Here is a 26,391-nt window from a genome sequence, read left to right as displayed (position 1 = left end):
CCAGGGGTCGCTTGGGCGCCCCACAGGTGGAGCACCGGGTAAACGCAGTAGAAAGATGCGCTGACTACGCGTTTACCCAGGCACTACGCAGATACAACCCCAGGTCAGAAGGCGTAGGTAGCCGACAGGCTGACCACTTCGCCCTTGGCCTCGGATTTGCCATCCAGCGACGCTGCGCCAAGACGGTCAACGTTCTTGGTCTTGAGCTTGACGGTCTCCACAAACTGGCGGGAATACGCGCCGTCGATGCTCAGGCCCGGAATGGCGCGGATGTTGTAGCCAAAGCCCAGGGAAGCGAAGGTGCGATCCCCATCCGGGATACGCGGGTCACGGGTGGAGTTGCGGGTTGGGGTCTGGTCGAAGGCCACACCGGCACGCACGGTAAAGTCATCCGTGAGTTTGTAGTCACCGCCGAACGAATACATCCAGGTGTTCTTGTACTTGTACGGGATCGACACGATGGTGCTGCCATTGGACTTCAAGGTCAGCGCCTCGAAGGAGGACCATTGGGTCCAGGTCACACTGGCGCCCAGGGCCAGGCGGTCAGAGAAGTCGTGTACCCAGTCCAGGGACGCGTTGGCAGGGATATCCAGTTGCGTGGAGGCATTGGCACCGCCCGGATACAGTTTCAGCCCAGGGTAAGCCAACTCGACCAGGGTTTTACCGTCGACCACCGGGGTGGTCATCAGCCCTTCCGAGCCTGGATCGGCGTACATGTTGTACTTTCCCTCCAGCTTGTTCTTGATCTTGGCGTGATAGTTCAAGCCCAGGGTGTCCTGCGCCGTGGGTTTCCAGGTCATCCCCGCAAACCAACCCAGGGAGTTATTGTCGACTTTGACCCGCATCAAGGCGAAGCCCTGGCCGGCCGGGAACGGAATCATCCCGAAGTCCGGCGACTGCGCAGCAGCGGCATACAGATCGACGTTCTGGCTCACAAAGCCTTTGGTGTGCTGGAGAATCGCACCACCACCGATGGAAAACTCATCATTGACCTTGAACGACAGGGAGCCGGTCAGGCCCACGGTTTCGATGCGGGTGTCCACCGCGAAGTCGCGACCTTTCCAATCCTCATCCCAGGTTGTGCGCGCGCCCATCGGCACCACTTGGCTCAAACCAAAGGCAAAACGATCGTTGATCGGGATCACCATGAAGCCAGTGGGTACCCACGCTTCGAAGCCGCCTTGACCGCCATTACCGGTGCGAGGTGTCGATGTTAACTCGCCAGTATTGGGATCATAGACCGTGTTGGACGTCGGATTGCCAGCGTAGTCATACGCCGACCCTTTGTATTTGATGTCGATGTTTGCGTAGTTGATGGTGAACTGCGAAATGGTCTTGTCAATGAAAGCCATGGCAGCAGGGTTGTTGTACGCCGATGACGGGTCGTTCTTGAACATCGACCCCCCACCAAACGCCCGGCCCCAACCAGCAGTGTTTGCGGTTGGCGTCATGAAACCACCCGCCTGAACGGTTCCCGCTGAGGCGATCAGCCCGCCCAACAATGCCAGGCCTAACAACGCCTGGGCCTGCTGCTTCATATTATTCATGCGTCACTCCTTATTGTTTTTATTTGTCACAGCCGGTTGGACCGAACGGCTTTACCTCAACAGATGCCTCTGACGAGGCACCTGTTTTTCACCGGGTGATCAAGCCTATTTCCGAAGTGCCGGCATCAAGGAACAATGGTGACGCCGGTAGCGCCTACGTTCAGTGTCACCACCGTGCAACTGCCGCTAAGCGGCTGGTTGGTCGCAGCAAGAGTGATACTTGGAGACGGAGCTGGGGTTGAGGCCAGCGCTACATCGATAGCCGTAGGGCCGCAGTTGGTTGGAGGGAACGAAGTGATCGTGTAACCAACGTTGTAAGCTTTACCGGCACTTGTGCTGGTGGCTTCCAGCAACCAAGGCAAACCAGTGATATTGGGTAGGTTGCACAGCACGCTTGATCCTGGAGAGATAGTTACTTTGGTGATATCTGCCTTACCATCAGGGCGCACCTTGCCTTCGAATACAGCCTTACATGTTACGGGCTGCTGAAACGACGAAGGTGATTTAACAACAATGCTCCCAGTCGCCCCTGTAGTAAACGTCGCTCCAATTGGACTAAAAGACGCCGCACTGGCCATCGAAGCCGCGCCAAAGCACAGAGCAAACGAACTTACACAAACGAGGGTTTTCAAACTTTTCATTATTTTTCCTCACATGTATGGCGAGTCATTTCGCCGGGGTAATGGCCATGATCGAGAGGTCACGGAGAAACAGCAGAACTTCCCTTTCCAGCCAAATTTCAATTCATTTACCGCTACAAATTCGGGGGTTTACTCGACGACTTTGAACGTCGGCGGCATCTTGATCGACACGGTTTTGATCTTGCAGTCTTCGCCAATCGGCACATTGACCGCTTCCAACTTGCCGGTGGCGTTATCCCAGGTGCCTTCGGCAGTGGACGGGCCACACTTGCCGCCCAGGCCAAAGGCGTGCACATCGACGCTGATCTTCGACATGGAGCCGCTCCTGGCATCCCTGGCCACTAATATCCACGGCAGGTTGATGGCTTCGACGCGGCTGCACTTGAGGCCACCGTCAAACTCGACCTTGTCGACATTGACTTGCGAACCATCGGCCGCGACCTTGCCGGCCACCTTGATGGTGCAGTCGGCGCTGATCAGCGCGCCCTTGGAAAAGCTGATGGGGCCCTGGGCAGTGAAGGCGCTGCCGGCGGGTTCGATACGGGCGGCCTGGGCCTGGTGATAGGCAATAAGCCCCAGTGCAGCGAGCACGATATGCGCAGTGAACTTGGCAGGTGTTTGCATGGTGTACGTCCTTCCCTTGATTTTATTTTTGTTAGGGTCAAACAACTTTCTTGCAACTAAGCAGCACTCGAAACCGGCAAACCGTGGGCGATGAAAACCTGCGCGATACACAGATCCCGAGTGCGCCCTACAACAGTTAATTCACATTAGAAGGTGCTGGTCTTGCCGTACTTCTCCAGTATCTTCAAGCGTTTGGATGGCTGGATATTGGCCAGGGTGACATCCCCCGAATAATGCCGTAGTACCCGGTGATCCATACGCCGGCGCCATAAGTAAGGGATATAGGCCCAGACAATCATGCTGGCGTAGCCATACGGCAGTTGCGGCGATTCATCAAAGTGGCGCAACGACTGATAACTGCGAGTCGGGTTGGCGTGATGATCAGAGTGGCGCTGCAACTGGAACAGAAAGATATTGGTGACAATACGGTTACTGTTCCACGAGTGGCGCGGCGAACACCGTTCATAACGGCCGTTAGGCAACTTCTGGCGTTTAAGCCCGTAGTGCTCGACATAGTTCACCACTTCCAGCAACGAAAAGCCGTAGATGCCCTGGATCAACAGGAAGGGAATCACCGCCATGCCCAGCCAGGCGATCATCGCGCCCCACAACACCACGCTGTACATCCAGGCGCTGAGTACGCCGTTCTTCCAGTGCCACGCCGGCAGGCCGAGCTTGCGCAGGCGTTCGCGTTCCAGGTTCCAGGCCGAGCGCGCACTGAACCACACCGAGCGCGGCAGGAAGGCCCAGAAGCTCTCCCCCAGTCGCGAGCTGGCCGGATCTTCCGGGGTGGCAACGCGTACGTGATGGCCACGGTTGTGTTCGGTGTAGAAGTGCCCGTAGAAGGTCGGCGCCAGGGTGATCTTCGCCAGCACAATCTCCAGCAGGCGCGGCTTGTGCCCCAGTTCATGGGCGGTGTTGATCGCGATGCCGGTGGCAGCGCCGGTGGACATGGCCATGCCCAGGTAGGTAAACCCACTGACCTCACCGTGCAACTGCACCCGGGCCGTCAGGAAGCTGGCGGTTTGCGCCATCCAGCTCGAAGGATCGAGGGAGGCGGTAAGTTGCAGCAGCCCGCCGCTGATCATCCAGTCGATGCCGCTGACGGCCAGCCAACCGGTGATCACCACCGAGGAAATAACGAACAACACCCCGGTGTAGACGATCCAGCGGTAGTACTTCTGCGATTCAAGGCCGCTGACAGCGGATTCCGGCGGGTTGCTGACATCTTCGCCGAGCAGGCCGTCAATCAGCGGGATCAAGCCGAAAATCACCAGTACACCGACCCACCACAGTTGTTGTACGCCGGTAGTGATGGCCAGGGCGCCGGACAGCAGCGGGGTCGCCAGAGGCATGATGCCGAGCCACCACAGGTGGCGCTTGCCGTCGGTCCAGACGTGCGGGGCGGCCAGGGTCTGATTCATGGCAACCTCCGGGCGCACTGCGCGGCAGAGAGTGAGAGCGAAGCAAAAGAGGCAGAAAAGCGGTTCAGGCGGCACTGAAGGCCACTTGAAACAAACCATGCGATAAAAGGCGTTTTTTTCATTATTTTATTCGCTCTTAGGCATTTCAAAAATCATTTCAAAATAAATATTGAAATATTTTTTTAAATAAATAGCGCGGAATCGATAGGTCGTCAACTACTTTTTCGGGGCCTTTTTTACGTGACCGGCCAGTCTCTTTTTCATCCGTTCGGTCAGGTGTCTAGGGCAAGCGTCAGCGACTTTCGACCACGCCGTGGGGTTCACGATTATTTACTCGCCAGCGCAAACGGCGGGTGCAACACCGTGGCGCTTGCCACCGGCTTGCTGCGCTTGGCCACCTGCTCGACGAGTGCCGCCACGCGCTCGGTGGCGGTGATTGGCAGCATATGGCCACGGCCTTCGACCAGCTGCAGCTTCAGCCCTGGCACCTTGTCTGCCAGGGCCTGGCCGTGCTTGCGAAAGTCCAGCACCTTGTCCCGCGAGCCATAGATCAGGCCGATGGGCAGGCGCAGTTGCGGGTAGCGCTTGACCATCTCGGGCAGGTAATCGTTGACCAGACTGATTTCGGTGGAAGCGGCATAGAAGTTATCGGGGCGCATCCCCAGCAGGCCGCCGCCACGGGTGGCGAAGTCGGCCGGCGCCGGGTCGGGAGCGAACACGCCCTTGACCACCGCACCACTGCTGAGCATGCCGATGGGCACCGTCAGCGTGCGCGACACCCAGCGCCGCAGCCAGGCAGGGCGCACCGCCAACGACAGAAACACCAGCGGAAGCATGCGCTGGGGATGGGTCAGGGGTGCCACCAGCACCAACCCGGACACCGCATGGGGATGGTCCAGGGCCAGGGCCAGGGAGATCGCCCCGCCCAGGGAATGCCCCAGCACCAGGGGCTGGCCCAGGTCCAGGGTCTGGATAAAGGTCGCCACTTGCCGGGCCTGGCTTGGCAGGTCGGCACCGGTGCCTTTGCGGCGGGTGGAATAGCCTGAGCCGGGTCGGTCCAGGGTGATCACCCGAAAGTGCTCGCGCAATTGTGCGGCCAAGGCATAGGTCAGGTTACGACTGCTGCCCATCAGGCCGTGGATCATCACCAGCGGCGGGCCCTTACCCTCGTCTACATAATGAAAGCGCTCGCCATCCACCTCCAGAAAGCGCCCGTTGCTTGGAACAGCCACTTCGATACGGCGCGTCATCCAGGCACTCAAGCCCCATAACGCCGCACTGGCAGCCATAAACACACCCGCAGCGACAACCCATTCGACAGCCATAGCTCGGTCCTCTGCTTCCCTGCTGCTGGCGATCTGACCGGTATTGGTCAAGACCTCAGCCATCGTCCACACCCTGGACTTCAACTGCGCGCGTCAAGCGTTCGTCCGTCGGACAAATCGCACATAAAGGACAAGGGTCTAGCGTAGACGACATTTTCAGGTAGATTATTTAAAATCTTTTTTAAAATAATAAATACAATTTTTCTTTGCAATGGTGTTCTATCTAAAAGCCAAAACAAAAAAGGAGCACATCCGATGTCAACACCCGTAAGGCGCCCACAGCCCACGAGGGACACCCTATGAATGCCTCTACCCAGCCAAGCGGCCCGGCAGATTGCGTCGATATCGCAATCATTGGCTCAGGCTTCGCCGGCCTGTGCATGGCGATCAAACTCAAGCAAGCCGGGCTCGACGACTTCTTTATTGCCGAACAGGCCGACTCCCTGGGCGGCACCTGGCGCGACAACCACTACCCGGGCTGCGCCTGTGATGTGCAATCCCACGTCTATTCGTTTTCCTTTGCGCCCAACCCCGACTGGACCCGCCAGTTCGCCCCCCAGGCGGAAATCCGTGCCTACCTGGAACATTGCGCACAGCGCTTTGAGTTGGCGCCGTACCTGCGTTTTGGCATGGGCCTGCAACAGGCGGTGTTCGACGAGCAACTGCAACGCTGGCAATTGCAGTTCAGCAATGGCCGCCGCGTCAGTGCACGGGTACTGGTGTCGGGGATGGGGGGACTGTCCCGCCCGGCACTGCCGGAAATTCCGGGGTTGGACAGTTTCAAGGGCAAGCGCTTTCACTCCCAGCACTGGGACCACGACTATTCACTCAAGGGCAAGCGTGTGGCGGTGATTGGCACCGGCGCCAGTGCGATCCAGTTCGTGCCGCGTATCGCCCCCCAAGTGGCGCACCTGGACCTGTTCCAGCGCACCCCGCCGTGGATCATGCCCAAGCCGGACCGCCCCATTTCAAGTTTTGAGCGCTGGGTGTTCAAGCATCTGCCGTTCACCCAGCGCCTGGTGCGCGGGGCTTTCTACTGGGCTCTGGAAGGTCGGGTGGTGGGCTTTGCGCTGCACCCGCGCCTGATGAAAGTGGTGCAGAAAATCGCCGTGCGCCATCTGCACAAACAAGTGGCGCGCCCTTCCCTGCGCAAAGTCCTGCGGCCGGACTACACCATCGGCTGCAAGCGCGTACTGATCTCCAACGACTACTACCCAGCGCTCTCACGCAGCAATGTTGAAGTGGTCACCGACGCTGTACTGCGAATCGAGGCCGACGGGGTCGTCACCGCCGATGGCATCAAGCACCCGGCTGATTGCCTGATCTTCGGCACCGGGTTCCAGGCTACCGATCCCCTGCCCCGCGACTGCATCATCGGGCGCGGCGGCATTGACCTGATGGAGGCCTGGAGCGATGGCGCCCATGCGTACAAGGGCACCACCGTACCGGGCTATCCGAACCTGTTCCTGATCGTCGGGCCCAACACCGGGCTGGGCCACAACTCGATGATTCTGATGATCGAGGCGCAGGTCACCTACATCCTCGATGCCCTGCAACAGATGCGCCGCCAGCAAATCGCCACGGTCGAGGTCAAGCCAGCCGTGGAAAGCGCCTACAACCAGCAAATCCAGGCAAAACTTCAGCGCACCATCTGGAACACCGGCGGCTGCCGCAGTTGGTACCTTGACCCGCGCACCGGCAAAAATACGACGTTGTGGCCCGGCTCGACCTGGCGCTTCAAACAGGTCACCCGCCAGTTCGCCCTGCGCGATTATCAGGTCACGCCACTATTGACCGGCGCCACACCGCGTCCCGTCGCGCCACCCCATGCCACCGCAGAAGGAAGCCTGTCATGAAGTCATTCAATGGCCGCGTGGCGGCCATCACCGGTGCCGCGTCCGGCATGGGCCGCGCCTTGGCCCTGGCCCTGGCGCGCGAGGGTTGTCACCTGGCCCTGGCGGACAAGAACCAGGCCGGCCTGCAACAAACCGTGGAGCTGATCCAGCGCAGCAGCCTGGCGCCGATCCGCGTGACGTCAAGGGAGGTGGATGTTGCCGACCGCCAGGCCATGGAGGATTGGGCCGCCAGTTGCGCGGCAGAACACGGCCAGGTGAATTTGATTTTCAACAATGCCGGGGTGGCCCTGTCGAGCACCGTGGAAGGTGTGGACTACGCCGACCTGGAGTGGATCGTCGGCATCAACTTCTGGGGCGTGGTGTACGGCACCAAAGCCTTTCTGCCCTACCTCAAGGCCAGCGGCGAGGGGCATGTGGTCAACACCTCCAGCGTATTCGGCCTGTTCGCCCAGCCCGGCATGAGCGGCTACAACGCCACCAAGTTCGCGGTGCGCGGCTTTACCGAGTCCCTGCGCCAGGAGCTGGATTTGCAACGCAGCGGCGTCTCGGCCACCTGCGTGCATCCCGGCGGGATCCGCACCGACATCTGCCGCAGCAGCCGGATCGACGCGAACATGACCGGGTTCCTGATCCACAGCGAACAACAGGCCCGCGCCGACTTCGAAAAACTGTTTATCACCGACGCCGACCAGGCCGCCAAGGTCATCCTGCAGGGCGTGCGCAAGAACAAGCGCCGCGTGCTGATCGGCCGCGACGCCTACGCCCTGGATCTGCTCGCGCGCTGGCTGCCGGCGGCCTATCAAGGGCTGGTGGTGTTCGCCAGCCGGCGCATGGCACCGAAACAGCGCAAGGCCCTGCCACCCTCCCCCCTCTCTGAACAGGAATCGCCATAATGCTGCCCATTCGCCGCGACCTGCGTTTTACCCTGCCTGCCGAACGCATCAAGGACTGGCACGAGCAAGGCCCGTTCATCACGCACTTTTTCAATGCCCTGTCGTTGCTGTTTCCCCAGGGCGAATTGTTCTTCATGGACAGCGTGCGCCACTATCGCCAGCGCATCGACGACCCGGCGTTGAAAAAGGAGATCCAGGGTTTTATCGGCCAGGAGGCCATGCACAGCCGCGAGCACGTGGCCTACAACGAGCTGCTTCAAGCCGCCGGGCTGCCGGCCCACCTGCTGGACCGCCGCTTGAAATTTATGCTCGACCTGCAAAAGAAGCACTTGCCGCCGTCCTTCAACCTGGCGGTGACCATCGCCCTGGAACACTACACGGCGATGCTCGCGGAAATCCTGCTCAGCGACCCCACGCGTTTTGGTGATTCGCTCAAAGGCTACCAACAGATGTGGTACTGGCACGCCCTCGAAGAAACCGAGCACAAGGCCGTGGCCTTTGATGTGTGGAACAGCGTGATCAAACCAGGGCCCAAGCGCTATCTGCTGCGCACCGGGACCATGCTGTTCACCACGGTGTTTTTCTGGCTGGTGGTGTTTGATTTCCACCTGCGCCTGCTGATCGCCGATCGCCGCGCGGGCGGGCATCTGAAGGGCTTCTGGCGGATGCTGAAGTTTCTCTACGGGCCCAAGGGCGTGTTCCCGCGCATGGCGCGGCCGTGGCTGCATTATTTCAAGCCGGGGTTTCATCCTTGGGATCACGACAACCGGGCACGGTTGGAGGGGATTGATAAGCTGGTGGAAGAGATTGAGCGCACCAACGGCGCGGCAGGCGCCTATACCTGAGCCGTGGTGAGGGGGGGCTGTGGCGAGGGGGCTTGTCCCCTCGCCACATGGGTGGATTCGGTGGTCAGACCGTGCGGGAAAACTGCCCCTTCTGCTGCCCACCCAGGTACGCATCAAACGCCATCGCCACGCTGCGCACCATCAGTTGCCCCTGGGGCAGCAACTGCACCCCATCGTCCTCGACATGCAGCAAACCATCCGCCACTTGCTCATCCAACTGTGACAACGCCTGGGCAAAGTATTCGGTAAAGCGGATCGCATGCCCCGCCTCGACCCCGGCAAAGTCAATGCGCCCATGGCACATCAGGCCGTTGATCACGTCCCGGCGCAACACGTCATCGGCGTTCAGGCGGTAGCCGCGCTGCACCGGCAACAACCCGGCGTCGATCCGCGCGTAGTACTGGGACAACTCCTTGACGCTCTGGCTGTAGCTGTCGCCCACCTTGCCGATGGCCGACACGCCCAGCCCGATCAGGTCGCAATCGGCATGGGTCGAGTAGCCCTGGAAATTGCGCTGCAAGGTGCCATTGGCCCGGGCCAGGGCCAGTTCGTCGTCGGGCAAGGCAAAGTGGTCCATGCCGATGTACACATAACCCGCTTCGGTCAGCCGGCGAATGGTCAACTCCAGCAGCTCCAGCTTGCGCTCCGGCGGTGGCATGTCTTCGGGGCGGATCATGCGCTGGGCGCGGATTTGCGTGGGCAAATGCGCGTAGCTGTAGGCCGCCACACGGTCCGGGCGCAGGGCAATCAGCTTGCCCAGGGTCACGTCGAAACTGGCCACGGTCTGCAATGGCAGGCCGTAGATCAGGTCCACGCTGATGGACTTGAAGCGTGCCTGCCGGGCGGCCGCGACCAACTGCACAATCTGCTCTTCGCTCTGCACGCGATTGACCGCCGCCTGCACATCGGCATCAAAGTCCTGCACGCCAAAACTCAGGCGATTGAAGCCCAGCCCGCGCAGGTTATGGATGCGTTCCACGCTGATGGTGCGCGGGTCGACCTCAATGGAAAACTCATGGTTGTCGCTGGTATCCAGGCTGAAGCCCTGCGCCAGGCTTGCCATCAACTCGGCCAGTTGTGCATCGTCCAGGTAGGTCGGCGTACCGCCCCCCAGGTGCAACTGGGTCAGGGGCCGCGTGCGATCGAACAGCGCGGCCTGCATCTGGATTTCGCGCTTGAGGTAGCTCAGGTACTCCACGGCGCGATGGGTCTTGCGCGTGATGATCTTGTGGCAACCGCAGTAGTAACAAAGGCTCTGGCAGAAAGGTATGTGGATGTACACCGACAACGCCTTGGGGGCCGCCCCCTGGTTGCTGGCCGCTACTGCCTGCCGGTAGTCATCCAGGGCAAACGCCGAATGAAACTGCGGCGCCGTCGGGTACGAGGTGTAGCGCGGCCCCGGGCGGTCGTATTTCTGCACCAGGGCCCGGTTGAACTCAAACGCTTTCATGGTCGATGGTCTCATCGTTGGAGCAAGGGGGAACCGCGCTGCCTGCCCGGTCAAACAGCGCGCAGAGGGCTTCGACCCGCTGCCGGCCCGCAGGCAGCACACAGAGGAAGCGCTCGGACAAGTCGATCAGGCCGTCCTGGTGCAGATGCTCCAGCAACGGCCAGATCGCCGAAAAGTAGCGGGAAAAAATCACACCATAACGGCGCTCCAGCGCCTGGATATCCAACTCCAGGTCACAGGCCAGGCGCTCCATGACATGCTGACGGATCTGATCGCCCGCCTCGCAGCGCCAGCCGCGGGCGGTGGGCAACAGGTCGCTGTCCAACTGCTGACGATAGCGCGCCAGGTCGTCGGTGTTTTGCGCATACAGGTTGTCGAGCTGGCTGATGGCGCCCAGGCCAAAGCCGATATGGTCGCAGTAACCATGACGGGTAAAGCCCTGGCAATTGCGGCTCAGGCGTCCGTGTTCCTGGGCCAGCGCCAGGTCATCGTCAGGGCGTACGAACTGGCCCAGGCCAATGTAGTGATAACCGGCAGCTTCCAGGTGCTGGAAGGCGATCGCGCGCATCGCGCACTTGTCGGCATTCGACGACAGCGCCCGCGCCCGTTGCTGCTGGTAGCGCCGGGGGGCCTGGGCATAGTCGAACACTTGCAGGCGGTCCGGCTCGAGGGCGATCAGGCTGGCCAGCTTGGCTGCAAAGCTGTTGCAGGTCTGCCAGGCGTGGCCATACCCGAGGTCGACATTCACCGAGCTAAAACCCAGGGTGCGCGCCGCGTCGATCAGCGACTGGATGGGCGCCGGGTCTTGATAGCCGGCCACCGAAGGTATGACGTCGCTACTGGCATCCGACACGCCGATATAGATGTGATTGAAGCCCAGTTCACGCAGGCGGCCCATGGTCGCCCAGTCGGTGTGCAGCGGGTCGAGGTCGAGGCTGTAGTCACCCTGGTCATGCTCGAGAAAATGCAGGCGACTGCGCAGGTGCGCCATCAACCGCTGCAGGTCGGCCATTGCCGGGGTAGCGCCGCCCAGATGGAATTGATCCACCGGCTGGCGCCCACCCACGTGGCAACCGACCAGGTGGATTTCCTGCTCCAGCGCGTCCAGGTAGTCATCGGCCACCAGGCCCGCCGGCCATTGCAGGTTCAGCGCCAGGGGGCGTTGGCGTTGGCGACTGCTGCGCATGGCGCGCAACAGGTCGAGGGAGCCGATCCCCGTATGAAATTTGCCGATGTCGACCTGGCCCTGGTCCAGCACGCTTTGGTCACGGCGCAGGCGCCACTCGCGGGCGGGATGAATGACAGTGAGCATGACGGCCTCCGGGTCTGGCTACGGTGGGTCATTGTGCGGTGCGACCGGACAGCGCACCTTGATATGCATCAAGGCCAGGGAATACGAGGGGGGTTACCAGGTGATGTAGAACATGCTTTTGGCCAGCAACACAATGGCGACCATATGGCAGAACAGGCTCAGATGAACGAAGCGCAAATAGGCCGCGCTGACCCGCCCACGCCGCATCAGCCACACCGTCAGCAAAAAATGCATCAGCACACTGGCGGCGAGGATCAACTTGAGGGTCAGCAAGGCGCCGAATGCCGAACTCGATGGCGCCGCCAGCACCGGCAGATAGCGCAACCAGACCATGCCGATACCCGCGCCGAACAGCACCAGCAGCACCCATGGCATCAAGGCCCTGGCACGGTTGCCGATGCCCTGCTCCACCAGCAGCATGACGCGGGCCGGCAGTTGCTTGTGCACGCTGGCGAGGATCAGTACTTCAAAGAACACCGTGCCGATAAACATCAGCGCCGCGAACAGATGGGCCAGCAGAAACAGGAGATAGAGCATCAGCGCCTCACAGTGGGCCGGTCCGTATGGCGTGACTGTGCCCCAGGCCGGGGGGACGCTGCCTTGATGCGGGTCAAGAGCCCTGATAATCGTTGAAACATTTGCCCAAAGCCTTGTACGCCGGGCGTTTCAAGGCGTCTGCGACAGTGTGCCACAGACGCAATCGCCCCCTCGGCTGGTAAGGTGGCGACCGCCCCTGTGGCAGAACGTCGCAGATTATCAAGCGTGATCAACACCGGTAGACTACCCACCCTGCTTGTTCACCGCTTTTCAAAGCCTGACTGACCTGTTATGCGCAGCCGTCAGGCGCTTCACGGGACGCCCACTTCATGAATACGTTACTCACCCGCCGCAAGGTCCTCACCGGTATGGGCCTGCTGGGCCTGGGCCTGCTGAGCGGCTGTGACACCGGCCCCAAGCTGAATTTCAAGTACGGCAAGGATCTGAGCAACAAGATCATGGGCCGCACGTTCAAGCTCAAGAATACCGCCGGCGAAACCGTGACCCTGACTTCGTTTCGCGGCTTGATGCCGGTGGTGTTCTTCGGGTTCACCCAGTGCCCGGCCGTGTGCCCCACCACCCTGGCGCGCATGGCCCAGGCCAAGAAGCTGATGGGCCGCGACGGCGAAATCATGCAGGTGATCTTTATCACCCTGGACCCGGAACGCGATACGCCCGAAGTGCTCGACGCCTACGTCAAGGCCTTCGACCCCAGCTTCGAAGCGCTCTACGGCACGCCGGAAGAAATCGCCGTGGCCGCCAAGGAGTTCGGGATCTTTTATGAAAAGATCCCCGCAGGCGACACCTACACCCTGTCCCACACCGCCACCAGTTTTGTGTTCGACACCCGCAGCAACCTGCGCCTGGGCCTGTCGGCATCCCTTAACGCCAAAGAGTGCGCAGAAGACCTGCTCACCGTCATGGAGGTCTGCTAATGACTGCTGTCCACACCCTCAAGCGCATCGCCCTCGGCCTCTCCCTGCTGGGCCTCGCCGCCCACGCCAGCGCCCAGGTCCAGGTCAGCGATGCCTGGGCCCGCGCCACCGTACCGGGGCAGCATTCGAGCGGGGCATTCATGACCCTCACCGCCGACAGCGACAGCAAGCTGCTGAGCGTCAAGTCGCCGGTGGCCAAGGAAGTGCAGATTCATGAGATGAGCATGAAAGACGACGTCATGCGCATGGGCCCGGTGGATGCCGTGGCACTGCCGGCCGGCCAGGCGGTGAAGCTTGATCCCGAGGGTTATCACGTGATGCTGATGGGCCTGACGGGCCAGATCAAGGAAGGCGACCAGGTGCCGCTGACCCTGACGGTGGAAGATGCCAAGGGTGACAAGCAGACCCTCGAAATCCAGGCCCCGGCCCGCAGCCTGGGTAGTGCTGGCGGTCATCATATGAACCATTGATTCTGAGGGTGGGAGCTGGCTTGCTCGCGGTGGCCATCGGTATCCTCTTCTGGGTATGTGTACATATCCGTTGCTGCGGTTATGGCGGCTATTGGTTCCGCCCTTACGGCGGCTCACTTTTGGAAAAGAGCCCCAAAAGTAACCAAAAGGGCTCTTGCCCCACCACTCGGCACCTCGCCCAGGCTCGGTGTGCCCGTCATCCGACATTGATTTGGGGGGCCGCCGCGATGGGCCATCCATGGCCCAGCGCGGCTAACCCGGCGTCCTGCCGGGTTACCCCCCAAATCAATATCGGATGACGGCCAGCGTGGTTTAACGGGGCGCCTCAGATCAAAAGCAAAGCGAGGCGGCCTGACAGCCGACCTGATCGTCGAAGCGTGTGCGTACCCCTGTGGGAGCTGGCTTGCCTGCGATGACGGTGCATCAGCCAATAAATGTATTGGCTGATGCACCGCCATCGCAGGCAAGCCAGCTCCCACAGGGGGGGGGGAATGCAGCTTCGCGCTCTGGCATTGCTGTTGCTGTTGCTCTGCTTTTGATCTGGCTTTTGATCTTGATCTTAGGCGCCCCGTTAAACCACGATGGCCGCAGGCAGGTATTGCGCAGTGGGCACCCCGGCATGGATGCCGGGGTAGCCGCGACACGGCCAGGGATGGCCGATCGCGGCGGGCCCACGGAGCAATGCCTGACTGCGGGCATGCCGAGCCTAGGCGAGGCACCGAGTGGTGGGGCAAGAGCGCTTTGCTTACTTTGGCGCTCTTCCAAAGTGACCCGCCGTAAGGGCGGAACCCTAAGTGGCCATAACCGCAGCAACGGATATGTACACATACCCAGAAAAGGATACCGATGGCCACCGCGAACAAGCCAACTCCCACAGGGGATCTTTGCCGAGTGCAGAGCTTTGTGCCACACCGCCCATCAAATACGGGAGTTGTGCCGAGACACCAAACTCTGAAAACCCCACGATGGATCCATCTCAGCCGATGGACGACTAATCAATCCACAATAAACAGCCTGGCCCCGGTGGCTGTGCTCGACCGGTGCCCGTCCCTGTCGTTGCCCACCTGATAACTCATCCCCGCCGTCAGGGTGAACTGGCGGCCATCCTCCAGTTCAGTCTGCAACTCCCCCTCCAGGCACAACAACACATGACCGCGCCAACACCAGTGGTCAGCCAGGTAGCCAGGGCTGTATTCGACCATGCGCACGCGGGTGGTGCCGAAATGGCAGGTGCGCCATAGGGCGCTGCCGGTTTCGCCAGGGTGCAACTCTGGTTCGATGGTCGACCAGTCGGTGGTGCCAAAAGGGGTAGCCAGTAGATCCATGATTGCCTCAGCGTTAAAGCAAAGAGCAGGACAGTACCCACAAGACCCGCCCGTCGAAAGACACAGATCGCGCCCATTTCTGGGATACAGGGGGTTGCCTTTGGTATCCTGCCGGCCCGACCTAGGTGCCCGGCCATGCACATTGCTCCGTCCCATATCCTCCACGAAACCGAACACTGGCTGCTCAACCATCACCTGGCCTCGGCCCTGCCCGGTTATTTGATGCTGGGGGCCAAGACGCCAATCAGCTCGCTGGCTGACCTGCCCGACGCGGCCCTGGCGGAAATGGGTGGCCTACTGGCGAAAACCCAGCGGGTGATGGAAGTACAGCTCCAACCCAAGTGGCTATACATCAGCCGCTTTGGGCATATGCCCGGTTTCCCGCTGCATTTTCATTTGATCCCGGTCTATGACTGGGTCGAAACGCTGTTCTGGGAGGATGAGCGCTACCGGGTGCTGCAAGACTTCGGCACTGGCAGCGACGGGCAAGCGGCGACGGATGGGGCCGAACTCACCCTGTTTATCTGGCGCGAGTTCGGTGAGAACCCGACGCCACCCGCGACGGCCGGGCTCACGGTGCCGGACGTGATCGAGCGGCTGCGGGCGGCGTTCAAACAGTCAGGCGCTTGACCATCGGGATACACGCCAGCTCCAGCCCCGAAGGCGAATGATAGATGGACTGTTCGCAGCCTTCATAACCACGCCTGCGATAGAACTGCGCGGCATTCAACGTCGCGTCCAGCACCACCTCCTCAATCCCCAACTCCAGCGCCACTTGCTCCAGGTGCTCAAGCATCTGCCGGCCAAAACCGCGCCCGATAGAACCGGGCAGCACAAACAGCGCTCCCACTTCCCGGTGCGCCGGGTCAAGCATGCCCGTGGCGACCGGCTCGCCATCGACGCAGCCCAGGTAAAACGGCTTGGCCATTAGCGCGGTATAGCCGTCCTCGGCCGCGCCACGGGTCCAGGTCAGCATCTGTTCGGCGGTGTAGGCGCCGATGCATTGGCCGCGGATCGCCTGACGGCGAATGTCGAAGGCGATGGGGCCATCGTCGTCGGTGGCGCGTCTGATTTGCAGCATGCGAATCTCCCTGAATTCACTCTGTTTGCCGTGACCTCAAGGTGCCATTAGCACACTTGTGCTAATCGACCCCGCAGGCCCCCGGCGCTATATTCCCCGGTACTCCAATGCTCCCCGCCAGCACGTCGAACCCGCCGTGCAAGGGATCGTTGTGCGTTGAAAACACTAAAACAACCCCAAGGAAGACACGCCATGAAACTGCACTCCCCTGTCGCCCGCCTTGCCCTGTTGGGCGCCCTGATGCTCGGTGTTGCCGGTTGCAGCAATATCAAGCCCACCGAAGACCACCTCAAGACCCTCTCGGAAACCAACCTCGGCGAGCCGGTCAAGCGTGTCTCCAATGTCCGCAGCGACTCCATGACCACCTATTACATCGCCAGCACCGCCTCCGGTGACTACAACTGCTCCGTGCCCAGCGGTGCCAGCGGCGGGATGTTTGCAGTGGCCAGCTTTGGCATGATGAAACCCGCCGCCTACTGCCAACCCAAGGGCGCCCGGGGTAACGGGTTGACGCCGTTTAACTAGTAACCGGCCCCTGGCTGAGGTCGCGCAGGGTGCCCCGTAGTTCAGCGGGGCGCACTGGCTTGGACAAAATGGCGATCTGCCGGTCGTGCAGCGCCGCCTGGATCTTCTCCACCTCATGCCCGGTCAGAATCAGCGCCGGCACCGCCACGCCACGCTGTGCACGCAACCGGTCGATGCACTCGATACCGGTGGCGTGATTGCCCAGGTCATAGTCGGCGACGATGATGTCGCAATCGCTGACCAGGTTATGCCCGCTCGACTCCGCCTGCACCTGGCAGCCCCAACGCTCCAGCAATGCCTGGGTGGCCAGCAGCACGTTGTGGTCATCTTCCACCAGGCACACTTTCAAGCCGGTCAACAGCCCCGCCTGGCGTGCATCGTCGCGCACCGGGGGTTGATGGGGCGCGGTCGCCAGGTGCAACCCGCGCAGGCTGACGGACGTGCCATGGCCCACCCGGGAGCGCAGCACCACGTCCATGTCCATCAACTGCCCCAGACGCTTGACGATGGACAAGCCCAGGCCGACCCCTTCGACGTCCTTGTCGCGCAGGTGGCGGACGCGATAGAACTCCTCGAAGACCCGCGGCAGATGCTCCTCGGCAATCCCCCGGCCCTGGTCGTGAATCTCCACCCGCACCTCGCCGCCGCGCTGGCGCACGCCGATCAGTACCGGGCGCTGGCCGCCGTACTTGAAGCAATTGGAGAGCACGTTCTGCACCATCGTTGCCAACAGCGCCGGATCCACCCGCACCCAGTGGGCGCAGGGGCGCAGGCGCAGTTCTACGCCGGCCCAGCGTGCGGCTTCGGCGTTTTGCCGCAGCAGGTCGGCCAGCCACTCACCCAGATGCACCACCTGGTATTTGGGCAGCAGCCGGCCGTTATCCAGGGTGTAGAGATCGAGAATGGAGCGGAACAACTGCGAGACGTTGAGCAGCGAACGGTCGATATTGTCCACCAGCCGCCGCTCCTCATCGCCCAACCGCGCTTCACGCAGGCACGCCGTAAACAGGCCGATGGAGTGGATGGGCTGGCGCAGATCATGGCTGGCCTGGGCGAGGAAGCGCGACTTTTCCAGGTTGGCGGCGGTGGCCTCTTCAGACGCCTTGCGCGTGCGCTCCAGCAGCAGGTGGGCGTAGACCGGGATCACCGTGCTGGTAATCATCAGCATCAGCACCATAAAGGGCTGCGCCTGCCACAACGGGGTCAGCCGATACACAATCAGCAGCGCCAGCAACGCCAGGCCCGTGGCAATCGCCAGGTAGCGCGAGCCATAGCGCATGCCATTGCCCAGGTTGACCCAGACCATCACCGCATACAGCGGCAATGCCGCCTCGCCGCCGACTACCAGGCCGAACGAGGTGCCGGTGTAGTCGTGGATCATCCCGAAAACCCGTCGCGCCGGGTAATGCCCGGGCCAGCGTGCAATCACCTGACGCAGCACAACCGAGACCAGCAGAAACAGGCAAATATAAATAATCACCGGCACATAGCGGTCCATCGACTGCCCCGGCAAAAAGCCCAGCAGGCTGATGTACACAATGGCGCAGACGGCCACCACAATACGCAGGTTGGCTTGGTCCAGTTCGGCGTCTTTCACGAACTTCATGGGCAACGTCCTTGTACGGTCATCGTCTAAACTGTGCCCCCAGCAGGCAGGCGCTGAGCAGAGTGGTAAAGTAGCACGCCACACAACCTGGCCCCAGGGAGGAGCACACCATGACATGCCGGATCATCATCGCCGACGACCATCCCATGTTTCGCGAAGGCATGCTGCGCACCGTGCAACGCCTGCTGCCCGAGGCCCGCGTGGAACAGGCCGGCGATCTGGATACAGTGCTGCACCTGCTCAAGAGCGGCAGCGAAGTCGACACCCTGATCCTCGATTTGCGCTTCCCCGGCCTGACCTGTATCAGCCAGTTGGGCGAGCTGCGCCAGCAACTGCGGCGCACCACGCTAATCGTGGTGTCGATGGTCGATGACCCGGGGTTGATCGAACAGGTGATGGCGCTGGGCGCCGATGGTTTTATCGGCAAGAACATCGCCCCCGAAGAAATCGGCCAGGCCCTGCTCGCCATCCGCCAGGGCGAGGTGCTGGTCAAGTTCGCCCCCTCGGGGCTGTTGCCCCTGGACACCAACACCCTGACCGCGCGCCAGCAGGAGGTGTTGCGACTGATCGCCCAAGGCAAGACCAACAAGGAAATCGCCAAGGCCCTGGATATTTCGCCGTTTACCGTACGCATCCATGTGTCGGGGTTGTTGAGAAGTCTGAACGTGCCATCGCGGGCAGCGGCGGCAGTGAAGTACAACACCCCTCTTTAGGAGCAGCACCATCAAAGCCCTCTCCATCGTGCGCCCCAGCGGCAGCCGCATCGCCGCAGGCGAAAAAACCCTGGAAATACGCCGCTGGCAGCCACAACTGGAGCCGTCCCAGGACCTGCTGATTGTCGAGAACGGGCGCTTCCTGCATACCGATGGCGATGAAGATGAAACCGGCGTGGCCGTCGCCATCGTACGGGTAAAAGCAGTGCGTGCGTTCACCCCCGAGGACGTGCCAGCGGCCTGCGCCAGCTATTTCGAGGAAGGCTGGCTCGCCTGGGAACTGAGTGATGTACGGCCGCTCACCCGCCCCTTCACCGCCCTGGCGGCACGCGGGATCTACGACGTTGAATTCATGGATAACGGCGAGAACTGCATGAACAGCCCTATCAGAGTCGCCACCCCGGCAGATATCGACGCCATCTTCGACATTCGCACCAGCGTCAGGGAAAACCACCTGTCCCACGAGCAGTTGGCAGAAATGGGCATCACCCCCGATGCCATCCAACTAGCCATGCAGCAAGCGCCCTGCGTCTGGGTCGCCGAGGTGCAAGGTGTAGCGGTCGGGTTTGCCATGGCCGATATCGACGACGGCTGTGTATTTGCCGCCTTCATCCGCCCCGAATTCGAAGGCCGCGGGCTGGGCCGCAAACTGATGGAGCAGGCCGAAGCCTTGTTGTTCCAGCACCATCGACAGATCTGGCTGGAAACCGCCCAAGCGAGCCGGGCCAGTGGGTTTTACCAGCGCCTGGGCTGGGTGGAGGTTGAGCAATTGGCGGACGGGGATATTCGGATGGAGAAGCACCGGCAATAAGCCTGCCGCTGGGATTTTCGCCAGCGCACCGACCCCGCTATCATGCAGCCCCTCGTTCAATCGCCCAGCCCAGGAATCCCCATGCCCGCCCTCACCTTGCGCAACGCCACGCCGGCAGACGCCGCCCGCTGCTACGAGATCGAAATCAGCGCCTATGAGGGCGATGAAGCCGCGACCCTGGAGAAGATCGCCACGCGTATCGCCCTGTACCCGCAAGGCTTCCTGATTCTGGAAGCGGACGGTCAGGTAGTGGGCTTTATCAACGGCGGTTGCGCCCATGATGTGGTGATGTCGGATGAGGCCTTCAAGGAGTTGGTGGGGCACTCAGCGGATGCGCCGAATGTAGTGATCATGTCGGTGGTGGTGGACCCGGCGCACCAGGGCAAGGGCTACGCCACGCAATTGATGACAGCCTTTGTGCAGCGCATGCGCGGGATGGGCAAACAGACCATCCACTTGATGTGCAAGGAGCAGCATGTGCCGCTGTACACACGCATGGGTTACCAGTATGTGCAGCCCTCGGCGTCAGACCACGGCGGGATGGCTTGGCATGAAATGGTGATGACGCTCTGAGCCGGCACGGGGCCTCACCAGCTCCCTGAGGCCCCACCGCCGCCGCTGGAACCGCCGCCACCGGAAAACCCGCCACCGGAGCTTGAACTTGAGCTGGAGCTGGAGCTGGAGCTTGAACGGTCACTGGAACCGGAGCTCGACCCGCCCGTGCCCTGACCATAAATGAACAACGCCGCGAACGAGCTGATGGGCCAGGCGAACAACCAGCCATCAAGCCCCATCTCCAGCATGTACCCCGCCGCGCCATAGACCCCCAGCACCATCACCGATTGCACGCAAAAAACCAGCCGACTGTGTTTCCAGGCGGCTTTCATCACCGCGAACAGGATCAGGTACAGGCCCAGCACCGCCAGCGCGGCCAGCGGCCATGCCAGCCAGTTCATAAAGGACACTTCAGTCAGGTAGTGATCCACCAACCCCAGGCCGATGCTGTAGGTCATCAGCCCCACTACGCAATAAAACACCGCCTTGGCCTGCCATAACGCGCCAAACAGGGCCGCGCTGATCGACATACAAAACGGCAGCGCCAGCACATAGATCGGCCAGGCCTTGCCATTGATCGCGGCCAGTGCCGTCAGCAACACGGTCAGCACCAGGCCGGCAATCAGGCCGCGGCGCCAATGCAGCTTGCCCGAGGCCAGCAGCACCCCGCCGACGGCCCCCAGAATCAGCGCCAGCAACACCGCAGTTTCATCCACTGTTTCCCGGGTCTGGTCTACGGCCGGCAAGTCACCCCCCTCGACCAGCACGGTCAGGGCGTCCACGGCGCGCTGCACACCGCCAGCGTAATCGCCCTGGCGAAACGCCGGGTTCAGTTGCTCCTCGATAATCCGGTGGCTCAACAGGTCCGTGACCACCCCCTCCAGGCCGTAACCGACTTCGATCCGCACAGTGCGGTCGTCCTTGACCACCAGCAGCAAAATACCGTCGTCGATGCCCTTGCGCCCCAATTTCCAGGCGCGAAACAGTTGGGTGGTGAATGTTTCGAGGTCAGCGTCGCCCGTACTCGGCAGCAGCATCACGGCGATTTGCGCGCCTTTGCGTTGTTCGAGGTCTGCCAGTTGCTCAGTCAGACGCTGCTGGGTCGAGGTATCCAGGGTATGGGTCAGGTCGATCACCCGCTGGTTCAGCGGCACATTCTCCAATGCCGGCGGCGCCGTTTGCGCCACGGCCAGCGTGGTGAACACCATGACCAGCAGGCCCAAGACCGATTGCCGTATAAACTGCCCCATAGTTTGTTACCTGACGTTTCATCCTGAAGACGCCGACTTTACCTGATCAACCCGCGTTGAATCTCCAGGCTGACGCGAAAAGTTCGTGGCAACACGCCCCTACGAGCAGGACCTTCGACATCACGACAATCAGGGATAACTCAGCGTCACCAAGTAAGCCCCTGAACGCAAAGGTTTGCCTGCCGCATCGCTCAAGTTGTATTGCCGATCGAAGTAACGACCATCGCGCGTTTCAGTCACCATCTTGACCTTGACCACCGAGTGGTCCAAGGCACTGACGGTACGCACCGGCTCGACCCCCTGGGCGCTGACGTTGCTTGCGGGTACAAACTGCGGGCAACCACTCAGGGCCAATGTCGCCCCCGCCCCATCGCCCGTAGTGCATGTTGCCTCGACGATGCTGCCGCGGAAATGGATAACGCCGTGGCTCACGGGCGCCGCCTGGGCAGTGCCACTGACGAGCGCGAAAAACAGGCTGATACCGACTGCCAAATGTTGACTGCTCATATTGAACGCTCCTGGGTATGTACCCATCACGTCGGCAAGCTTGGTCGGTTTCTTGAGTGTTTGAGAAATGCCTGATGGTTAATTTTTCAAGGATGCCAACCGGGTCTCATATTGCGCCTCGCTGCGCACCTACAGGACCGCGCCCAGGGCCTTCAACAGCACGCCATCGCGGCCATAGATATCCGGCGCGTAAAGCAACGCCCCCTGGCTATCCACCTGCACCGTCCAGTACCCCAGCAACACCGGGACCGGCGTGGCCAGACGGAACTCATGGGTCAGCCCGGTCGCCAGCAATTCCTCGGTCCGCGCTTTTTCTGCCGGGTTCACCAGCAGATCGCGCAGCAGCATCGGCTGCTCCACCCGCACACACCCCGAGCTGAACGCCCGTGGCCCCTTGCTGAACAACGGTTGGCTGGGCGTATCGTGCAGGTACACGGAGAATGGATTGGGGAAGCGCATGACGATCTTGCCCAGCGGGTTGCGCGGGCCGGCGTCCTGGCGCAGGAGGATGTTGCCGGGGTGCGACCAGTCCACCTGCTCGGGCGACAGGGCGCGGCCTTCACTGTCGAGCACTTTGAGGTTCTGTTGGCGCAGGTACTCCGGGTTCAGGCGGATGGCCGGCAGTTTGTCCTCGCGCATGATGGTCGGCGGGATGGTCCAGGTAGGGTTGAGGGTCAGGCGTGTGATGCGCGACTTGAGCAGCGGCGTCTGCCGTTCGGCGCGGCCCACCTGCAGGCGGGTCTGCCACACGGGCACACCACCCTGGTAGACACTCAACTGCGCCGCCGCGACGTTGACCAGAATGCCATCCGGCTCCAGGTCCTGGGCCAGCCAGCGAAAACGTTCGAGGTTGACCCGCAGTTGCTCGCGGCGCACCGCCGGGCTGACGTTAAGCTCGGCCACCGTGCCCGGGCCGATCACCCCGTCGGCTTGCAGCGAATGGCTGGCCTGGAAGCGCTTCACCGCCGCCACCAGCTCATTGCCGTATTGATTGCCCTTGGGCACGCTCGCCAACTGGCCGCCACTGACCAGGCGTCGGGCCAGGGCCGGCACCCGTGGGTCTTCGCCACCGGGACGCAGCAATGGGCCGTCGGCAATCACACCCCACTGCGGCAAGGGTTGCAGGCGTTGGGTGGCATAGGCCGCGCGCAGGCTACGATACAGACCGGCTGAGGGCCGGGCCTGGTCGAACGCCGCCGGCATGTCCGCAAGCCCCGCGTTGGCCAGGGCCAGCACCGCAACGGCCGGATCCTCAGTTGGCGGCTGGGAATGCCACAGCGGCTCGTAATGGGCCTGCTGCAAACGGCCATAGTGCAAGTCATGCAGGGCCTGCAGGTAGTGCTGGCTGGTTGCGAAGTCGGTACACAGCACATTGCTGGTGGTTGCCACGTCGGGCAGCCGGTAGTGCGCCGGATCGAGGCCGTCGTCGGCCAGCAACAGCAACTGGCCCTGCAGGGCCGTTCGGCGATCGTCCAGCGACCACAGGGCAGCATTGCCTTGTTGCTGGTAAAAAGCCTGCAGCCGCAGCTCGGCCGGTGTATCCAGTTGGGTCGCCAAATCGGGGCAAACACTCGACAACTGCCCAAGTGCCAGCTGTACTGGGTTTGGCGGCTCGACTGGCAGTTCATCGGCCATGGCGACCAATGGTGCTACGAGCAAGCAAAGGCTCAAGTAACATGCGTGTTTTTTGAACAATGGCTTAGCTCCAATCTACGGCGGAGATGCTTGATAAATGCTGAATATTTACTGCCGACTCGGCCTGATCGCCGCCACCCTGGGCGCGTTCTGTACGGGTGCCTTCGCAGAGAATGCCAAACCTCATACCTTGTATAACAGCCTGGCGCGCTCGGCTCCAGAACTCAATCCCACTGTACTTAAAAGTGCCCTCAGCGCGATGCAGTGTGCTGTCAATAACGGCCAGGAACGCTCTGAACGCCTGGCCGTGATCGACTACTCGCAACCTTCGACCGCCCGTCGCCTGTGGATTTTCGATCTGCGGCAAAAAAAACTGGTGCTACGCGACCTGGTAGCCCACGGGCAAAAATCCGGGGAAAACTTCGCCACCCAGTTCTCCAACAGCGAAGGCAGCCATCAATCCAGCCTCGGGTTGTTCCGCACCCAGGAGAGCTACCAGGGCACCCATGGCTACTCGCTGCGCATGGACGGCCTGGAGCCGGGGTTCAATGACCAGGCCCGCGACCGTGCCATCGTGATCCACGCCGCCGACTACGTCAGCCCCTTGTGGAGCAAGCGTGAAGGCCGCATCGGCCGCAGCCAGGGCTGCCCCGCCGTGCGTCCGCAGGTGGCGCGCCAGGTGGTGGACAAACTCAAGGATGGCCAGTTCATGTTTTCCTGGTACCCCGACCAGCGCTGGCTGAAATCCTCGCCCTACCTCAATTGCAAGCCGCGCCAGATCGCCAGCGCCGGTTGAGGTAGTATCTGGAAGGCCGAGCCTGACCAGAGAGAGAACCTCCAATGCTTTTGCACCAGTCAACGTGGATCGAGATAAGCCAATTTCTCGACCGTAGCCGCACCGTGGTGATTCCTATCGGTTCCAATGAACAACATGGCCCTACCGGCCTGTTGGGCACCGATTGGATGTGCCCGGAAATCATTGCCCATCACGCGCAAAAAGACGCCGATATCCTGGTCGGCCCGACCTTCAATATCGGCATGGCCCAGCATCACCTTGGGTTCCCCGGCACCATCTCCCTGCGCCCGTCGACGTTTATCGCCGCCATCGGTGACTGGACCCGCTCCCTGGCGGCCCACGGCTTTGAGAAAATCCTGTTTCTCAATGGCCACGGCGGCAATATCGCCACCATCGAAGCCGCCTTTTCCGAACTGTACGCCGAGGCCAGCTTCGCCCGTCGCCCTGCCGGCTTTGCCTTGAAGCTGTGCAACTGGTGGGACCTGGAAGGTGTTGGCGAACTGGCGCGCGCGCAGTTCCCGACGGGGCATGGCACCCATGCCACCCCTTCCGAGATTGCGATTACCCAATGGGCTTATCCGGACTTGATCAAGACCGCCGACTATTCACCACAGATCGCGTCTTCCGGCCCGATCCGCGAGGCCCAGGATTTCCGCGCCCGCCACCCGGATGGCCGGATGGGTTCCGACCCGGCCCTGGCAACGCCTGAGAAAGGCGCTGAACTGGTGGTGCTGGCCGCCAAGGGCCTGGTGTCCGCAGTGGAGGCCTTCAGCCGCGAAGCCATGCCAAACTGACGGTTGCGACACCGGCACACAATAAAATCTATAAGAAGGACCTCTCCATGAAACCCCATCAGAAGACCTTTGATCGCATCCGCAACGCCGTTCTGCCAGAGTATCGCGAGCGCGTTGCCGACTATTTGATCGAGTACGAAAACGTCCTGCAGGACCCGACTGCCGATGCCGATCAGGCCAGCGCCGCCGCCCAGCAGTTGCGCGGCTACATACGCGGCCTGAACACCACCCGGGTGCTCGGCATGGAAGACTGGGAAGACCTCGACCGCCGGGTCGCGCAGGAATGGCCGCTGGGCGCTACAACGCCGGACGTGCCTGGTTGACCCAGGCCTGTACCGATGGCCGCTGCCACTGACGCTGGGCATATGCCACCAACCGCGCGGGCACCGGATCGCCATTGAGGATCAGCCGGTTGAGCATCACGGCCAGGTCCACATCGACAATCGACCATTGGCCAAACAGGTAATCGTCGCCCTCGGCCAACCATTGCTGCGCCGCCGCAATCAGCTTGTCGGCCGCCACCTGGGCCTGGGTTGATAACGGGCCATACTGGACCCCGCAAAACACCACCAGTGTGGAGCGTTCCTGGCGGATCGCCAGCAGGTCGCTGCGCAACCATGCCTGAATCTGCCGTGCCCGCGCACGTTGGCGCGGCTCCCTGGGATACACCGGCACCTGCGGGAACACATCCTCCAGGTACTCGGTAATCGCCGACGACTCGGACAAGGCAAACCCAGCCTGCTCCAGGGTCGGCACCCGCTGGGTCACGGACAGCCCGGTAAACACCGGCGACTGCTGCTCCAGCGCGTCAAGGTCGAGGGGGCGCACCTCGAACGGTAGGCCTTTTTCCCGCAGGGTCACAAACACCGACATTGCATACGGGCTGGTGAACAGGGCATCGACATATAAGCGCATCGGCAGGTCAGTCACGGTG

The 26,391-nt window shown here is 61.6% G+C and carries 28 protein-coding genes and 1 pseudogene; 14 read left to right on the top strand and 15 right to left on the bottom strand.

From position 1 onward, the window contains the following. Positions 1-104: 104 nt before the first annotated feature. The 5 genes from K1X80_RS12150 to K1X80_RS12130 form a co-directional block, all read right to left on the bottom strand. Positions 105-1,547, bottom strand: coding sequence for an outer membrane protein transport protein (locus K1X80_RS12150; protein WP_076964899.1), 1,443 nt, complete (start codon positions 1,545-1,547; stop codon positions 105-107). A gap of 125 nt (positions 1,548-1,672) precedes the next feature. Beyond that, the gene (gene praB, locus K1X80_RS12145; protein WP_076964898.1) at positions 1,673-2,188 is read right to left on the bottom strand and encodes an alkane oxidation protein activator PraB; all 516 of its coding nucleotides are present in this window, start codon (positions 2,186-2,188) and stop codon (positions 1,673-1,675) included. 129 nt (positions 2,189-2,317) lie between these two features. Beyond that, a complete protein-coding gene (praA, locus tag K1X80_RS12140) occupies positions 2,318-2,812 on the bottom strand; it encodes an alkane oxidation protein activator PraA (protein ID WP_057438657.1) in 495 nt (164 codons plus the stop codon). A gap of 146 nt (positions 2,813-2,958) precedes the next feature. Beyond that, positions 2,959-4,236 carry an alkane 1-monooxygenase gene (locus tag K1X80_RS12135; protein WP_057959850.1) on the bottom strand — a complete coding sequence of 426 codons (1,278 nt, stop codon included), beginning with the start codon at positions 4,234-4,236 and terminating at the stop codon, positions 2,959-2,961. Positions 4,237-4,562: 326 nt separating this feature from the next. Further along, a complete protein-coding gene (locus tag K1X80_RS12130) occupies positions 4,563-5,561 on the bottom strand; it encodes an alpha/beta fold hydrolase (RefSeq protein ID WP_253207685.1) in 999 nt (332 codons plus the stop codon). Between the two features lie 299 nt (positions 5,562-5,860). On the opposite strand from K1X80_RS12130, the gene K1X80_RS12125 reads away from it, so the two are divergent. The 3 genes from K1X80_RS12125 to K1X80_RS12115 are packed head-to-tail and all read left to right on the top strand — an operon-like array spanning position 5,861 to position 9,155. Continuing rightward, positions 5,861-7,417 (top strand): NAD(P)/FAD-dependent oxidoreductase, encoded by a 1,557-nt coding sequence (locus K1X80_RS12125; RefSeq protein WP_169990650.1) that lies wholly within the window; start codon positions 5,861-5,863, stop codon positions 7,415-7,417. Beyond that, on the top strand, positions 7,414-8,310 hold the full coding sequence (locus K1X80_RS12120; protein WP_076964895.1) for an SDR family oxidoreductase: 897 nt from the start codon (positions 7,414-7,416) through the stop codon (positions 8,308-8,310). Before K1X80_RS12125 ends, K1X80_RS12120 begins: the two co-directional genes overlap by 4 nt. Continuing rightward, positions 8,310-9,155, top strand: a complete 846-nt coding sequence (locus K1X80_RS12115) for a metal-dependent hydrolase (protein ID WP_057959854.1) — start codon at positions 8,310-8,312, stop codon at positions 9,153-9,155. Before K1X80_RS12120 ends, K1X80_RS12115 begins: the two co-directional genes overlap by 1 nt. Before the next feature lie 64 nt (positions 9,156-9,219). Here K1X80_RS12115 and hemN read toward each other — a convergent pair whose 3' ends face one another. From hemN to K1X80_RS12100, 3 genes are all read right to left on the bottom strand, one after another. Further along, entirely contained in the window at positions 9,220-10,605 is a 1,386-nt protein-coding gene (hemN, locus tag K1X80_RS12110; RefSeq protein ID WP_225923855.1) for an oxygen-independent coproporphyrinogen III oxidase, read from the bottom strand. Then, the gene (locus tag K1X80_RS12105) at positions 10,592-11,917 is read right to left on the bottom strand and encodes a coproporphyrinogen III oxidase (RefSeq protein ID WP_220172919.1); all 1,326 of its coding nucleotides are present in this window, start codon (positions 11,915-11,917) and stop codon (positions 10,592-10,594) included. The genes hemN and K1X80_RS12105 overlap by 14 nt, the downstream gene beginning before the upstream one ends. A 93-nt stretch (positions 11,918-12,010) precedes the next feature. Then, positions 12,011-12,454, bottom strand: a complete 444-nt coding sequence (locus K1X80_RS12100; protein WP_057959857.1) for a CopD family copper resistance protein — start codon at positions 12,452-12,454, stop codon at positions 12,011-12,013. 329 nt (positions 12,455-12,783) lie between these two features. On the opposite strand from K1X80_RS12100, the gene K1X80_RS12095 reads away from it, so the two are divergent. Together K1X80_RS12095 and K1X80_RS12090 are read left to right on the top strand one after the other, a co-directional pair. Next, positions 12,784-13,389 (top strand): SCO family protein, encoded by a 606-nt coding sequence (locus K1X80_RS12095; RefSeq protein ID WP_057959858.1) that lies wholly within the window; start codon positions 12,784-12,786, stop codon positions 13,387-13,389. After that, positions 13,389-13,859, top strand: a complete 471-nt coding sequence (locus K1X80_RS12090) for a copper chaperone PCu(A)C (RefSeq protein ID WP_057438666.1) — start codon at positions 13,389-13,391, stop codon at positions 13,857-13,859. Before K1X80_RS12095 ends, K1X80_RS12090 begins: the two co-directional genes overlap by 1 nt. Positions 13,860-14,854: 995 nt before the next feature. On the opposite strand, the gene K1X80_RS12085 is transcribed toward K1X80_RS12090, so the two are convergent. After that, positions 14,855-15,184, bottom strand: a complete 330-nt coding sequence (locus K1X80_RS12085; RefSeq protein ID WP_057959859.1) for a DHCW motif cupin fold protein — start codon at positions 15,182-15,184, stop codon at positions 14,855-14,857. A 135-nt stretch (positions 15,185-15,319) separates the two neighbouring features. On the opposite strand from K1X80_RS12085, the gene K1X80_RS12080 reads away from it, so the two are divergent. Further along, positions 15,320-15,814: an HIT family protein gene (locus K1X80_RS12080; RefSeq protein WP_186626133.1), complete on the top strand. Its 495-nt coding sequence runs from the start codon at positions 15,320-15,322 to the stop codon at positions 15,812-15,814. On the opposite strand, the gene K1X80_RS12075 is transcribed toward K1X80_RS12080, so the two are convergent. Continuing rightward, positions 15,795-16,265 (bottom strand): GNAT family N-acetyltransferase, encoded by a 471-nt coding sequence (locus K1X80_RS12075; RefSeq protein WP_128593766.1) that lies wholly within the window; start codon positions 16,263-16,265, stop codon positions 15,795-15,797. The genes K1X80_RS12080 and K1X80_RS12075 overlap by 20 nt on opposite strands. Before the next feature lie 192 nt (positions 16,266-16,457). Here K1X80_RS12075 and K1X80_RS12070 point away from each other — a divergent pair, with 192 nt between their 5' ends. Then, positions 16,458-16,790: a hypothetical protein gene (locus K1X80_RS12070; protein WP_057438669.1), complete on the top strand. Its 333-nt coding sequence runs from the start codon at positions 16,458-16,460 to the stop codon at positions 16,788-16,790. Here K1X80_RS12070 and K1X80_RS12065 read toward each other — a convergent pair. Continuing rightward, positions 16,783-18,396, bottom strand: coding sequence for a hybrid sensor histidine kinase/response regulator (locus tag K1X80_RS12065; protein WP_076964888.1), 1,614 nt, complete (start codon positions 18,394-18,396; stop codon positions 16,783-16,785). The two genes, K1X80_RS12070 and K1X80_RS12065, sit on opposite strands and share 8 nt — an antisense overlap. 110 nt (positions 18,397-18,506) lie before the next feature. On the opposite strand from K1X80_RS12065, the gene K1X80_RS12060 reads away from it, so the two are divergent. The 4 genes and pseudogenes from K1X80_RS12060 to K1X80_RS12045 all read left to right on the top strand — a co-directional run bounded on the left by K1X80_RS12060 (position 18,507) and on the right by K1X80_RS12045 (position 20,493). Beyond that, on the top strand, positions 18,507-19,109 hold the full coding sequence (locus K1X80_RS12060; RefSeq protein WP_057438671.1) for a response regulator transcription factor: 603 nt from the start codon (positions 18,507-18,509) through the stop codon (positions 19,107-19,109). A 28-nt stretch (positions 19,110-19,137) separates the two neighbouring features. Then, positions 19,138-19,365 (top strand): annotated as a pseudogene (locus K1X80_RS12055) (ASCH domain-containing protein); the annotation flags it as partial. A gap of 117 nt (positions 19,366-19,482) precedes the next feature. Continuing rightward, complete coding sequence (locus K1X80_RS12050; RefSeq protein WP_076964903.1) at positions 19,483-19,920, top strand: GNAT family N-acetyltransferase; 438 nt, start codon at positions 19,483-19,485, stop codon at positions 19,918-19,920. 81 nt (positions 19,921-20,001) lie between these two features. After that, positions 20,002-20,493, top strand: a complete 492-nt coding sequence (locus K1X80_RS12045; RefSeq protein WP_057438672.1) for a GNAT family N-acetyltransferase — start codon at positions 20,002-20,004, stop codon at positions 20,491-20,493. A gap of 14 nt (positions 20,494-20,507) precedes the next feature. Here the strand turns inward: K1X80_RS12045 and K1X80_RS12040 are convergent, their stop codons facing one another. The 3 genes from K1X80_RS12040 to K1X80_RS12030 all read right to left on the bottom strand — a co-directional run bounded on the left by K1X80_RS12040 (position 20,508) and on the right by K1X80_RS12030 (position 23,927). Next, a complete protein-coding gene (locus K1X80_RS12040; protein WP_220172918.1) occupies positions 20,508-21,725 on the bottom strand; it encodes a YgcG family protein in 1,218 nt (405 codons plus the stop codon). A gap of 129 nt (positions 21,726-21,854) precedes the next feature. Then, positions 21,855-22,232, bottom strand: coding sequence for a type 1 fimbrial protein (locus K1X80_RS12035; protein ID WP_057444725.1), 378 nt, complete (start codon positions 22,230-22,232; stop codon positions 21,855-21,857). Positions 22,233-22,361: 129 nt separating this feature from the next. After that, entirely contained in the window at positions 22,362-23,927 is a 1,566-nt protein-coding gene (locus K1X80_RS12030; protein WP_220172917.1) for a murein L,D-transpeptidase, read from the bottom strand. A gap of 37 nt (positions 23,928-23,964) precedes the next feature. On the opposite strand from K1X80_RS12030, the gene K1X80_RS12025 reads away from it, so the two are divergent. The 3 genes from K1X80_RS12025 to K1X80_RS12015 are packed head-to-tail and all read left to right on the top strand — an operon-like array spanning position 23,965 to position 25,780. After that, positions 23,965-24,663, top strand: coding sequence for a murein L,D-transpeptidase catalytic domain family protein (locus K1X80_RS12025; RefSeq protein ID WP_057438675.1), 699 nt, complete (start codon positions 23,965-23,967; stop codon positions 24,661-24,663). A gap of 44 nt (positions 24,664-24,707) precedes the next feature. Continuing rightward, positions 24,708-25,457, top strand: coding sequence for a creatininase family protein (locus tag K1X80_RS12020; protein WP_057438676.1), 750 nt, complete (start codon positions 24,708-24,710; stop codon positions 25,455-25,457). 47 nt (positions 25,458-25,504) lie between these two features. Next, positions 25,505-25,780 carry a hypothetical protein gene (locus K1X80_RS12015; protein ID WP_057438677.1) on the top strand — a complete coding sequence of 92 codons (276 nt, stop codon included), beginning with the start codon at positions 25,505-25,507 and terminating at the stop codon, positions 25,778-25,780. Here K1X80_RS12015 and yfcF read toward each other — a convergent pair. Then, positions 25,755-26,372 carry a glutathione transferase gene (gene yfcF / locus K1X80_RS12010; RefSeq protein WP_233093388.1) on the bottom strand — a complete coding sequence of 206 codons (618 nt, stop codon included), beginning with the start codon at positions 26,370-26,372 and terminating at the stop codon, positions 25,755-25,757. The two genes, K1X80_RS12015 and yfcF, sit on opposite strands and share 26 nt — an antisense overlap. Positions 26,373-26,391 lie beyond the last annotated feature (19 nt).

It is taken from the genome of Pseudomonas sp. So3.2b, assembly GCF_019464415.1.
GTDB classification, from domain to species: domain Bacteria; phylum Pseudomonadota; class Gammaproteobacteria; order Pseudomonadales; family Pseudomonadaceae; genus Aquipseudomonas; species Aquipseudomonas shahriarae.
This window is presented reverse-complemented; position numbering and strand designations above follow the sequence as displayed.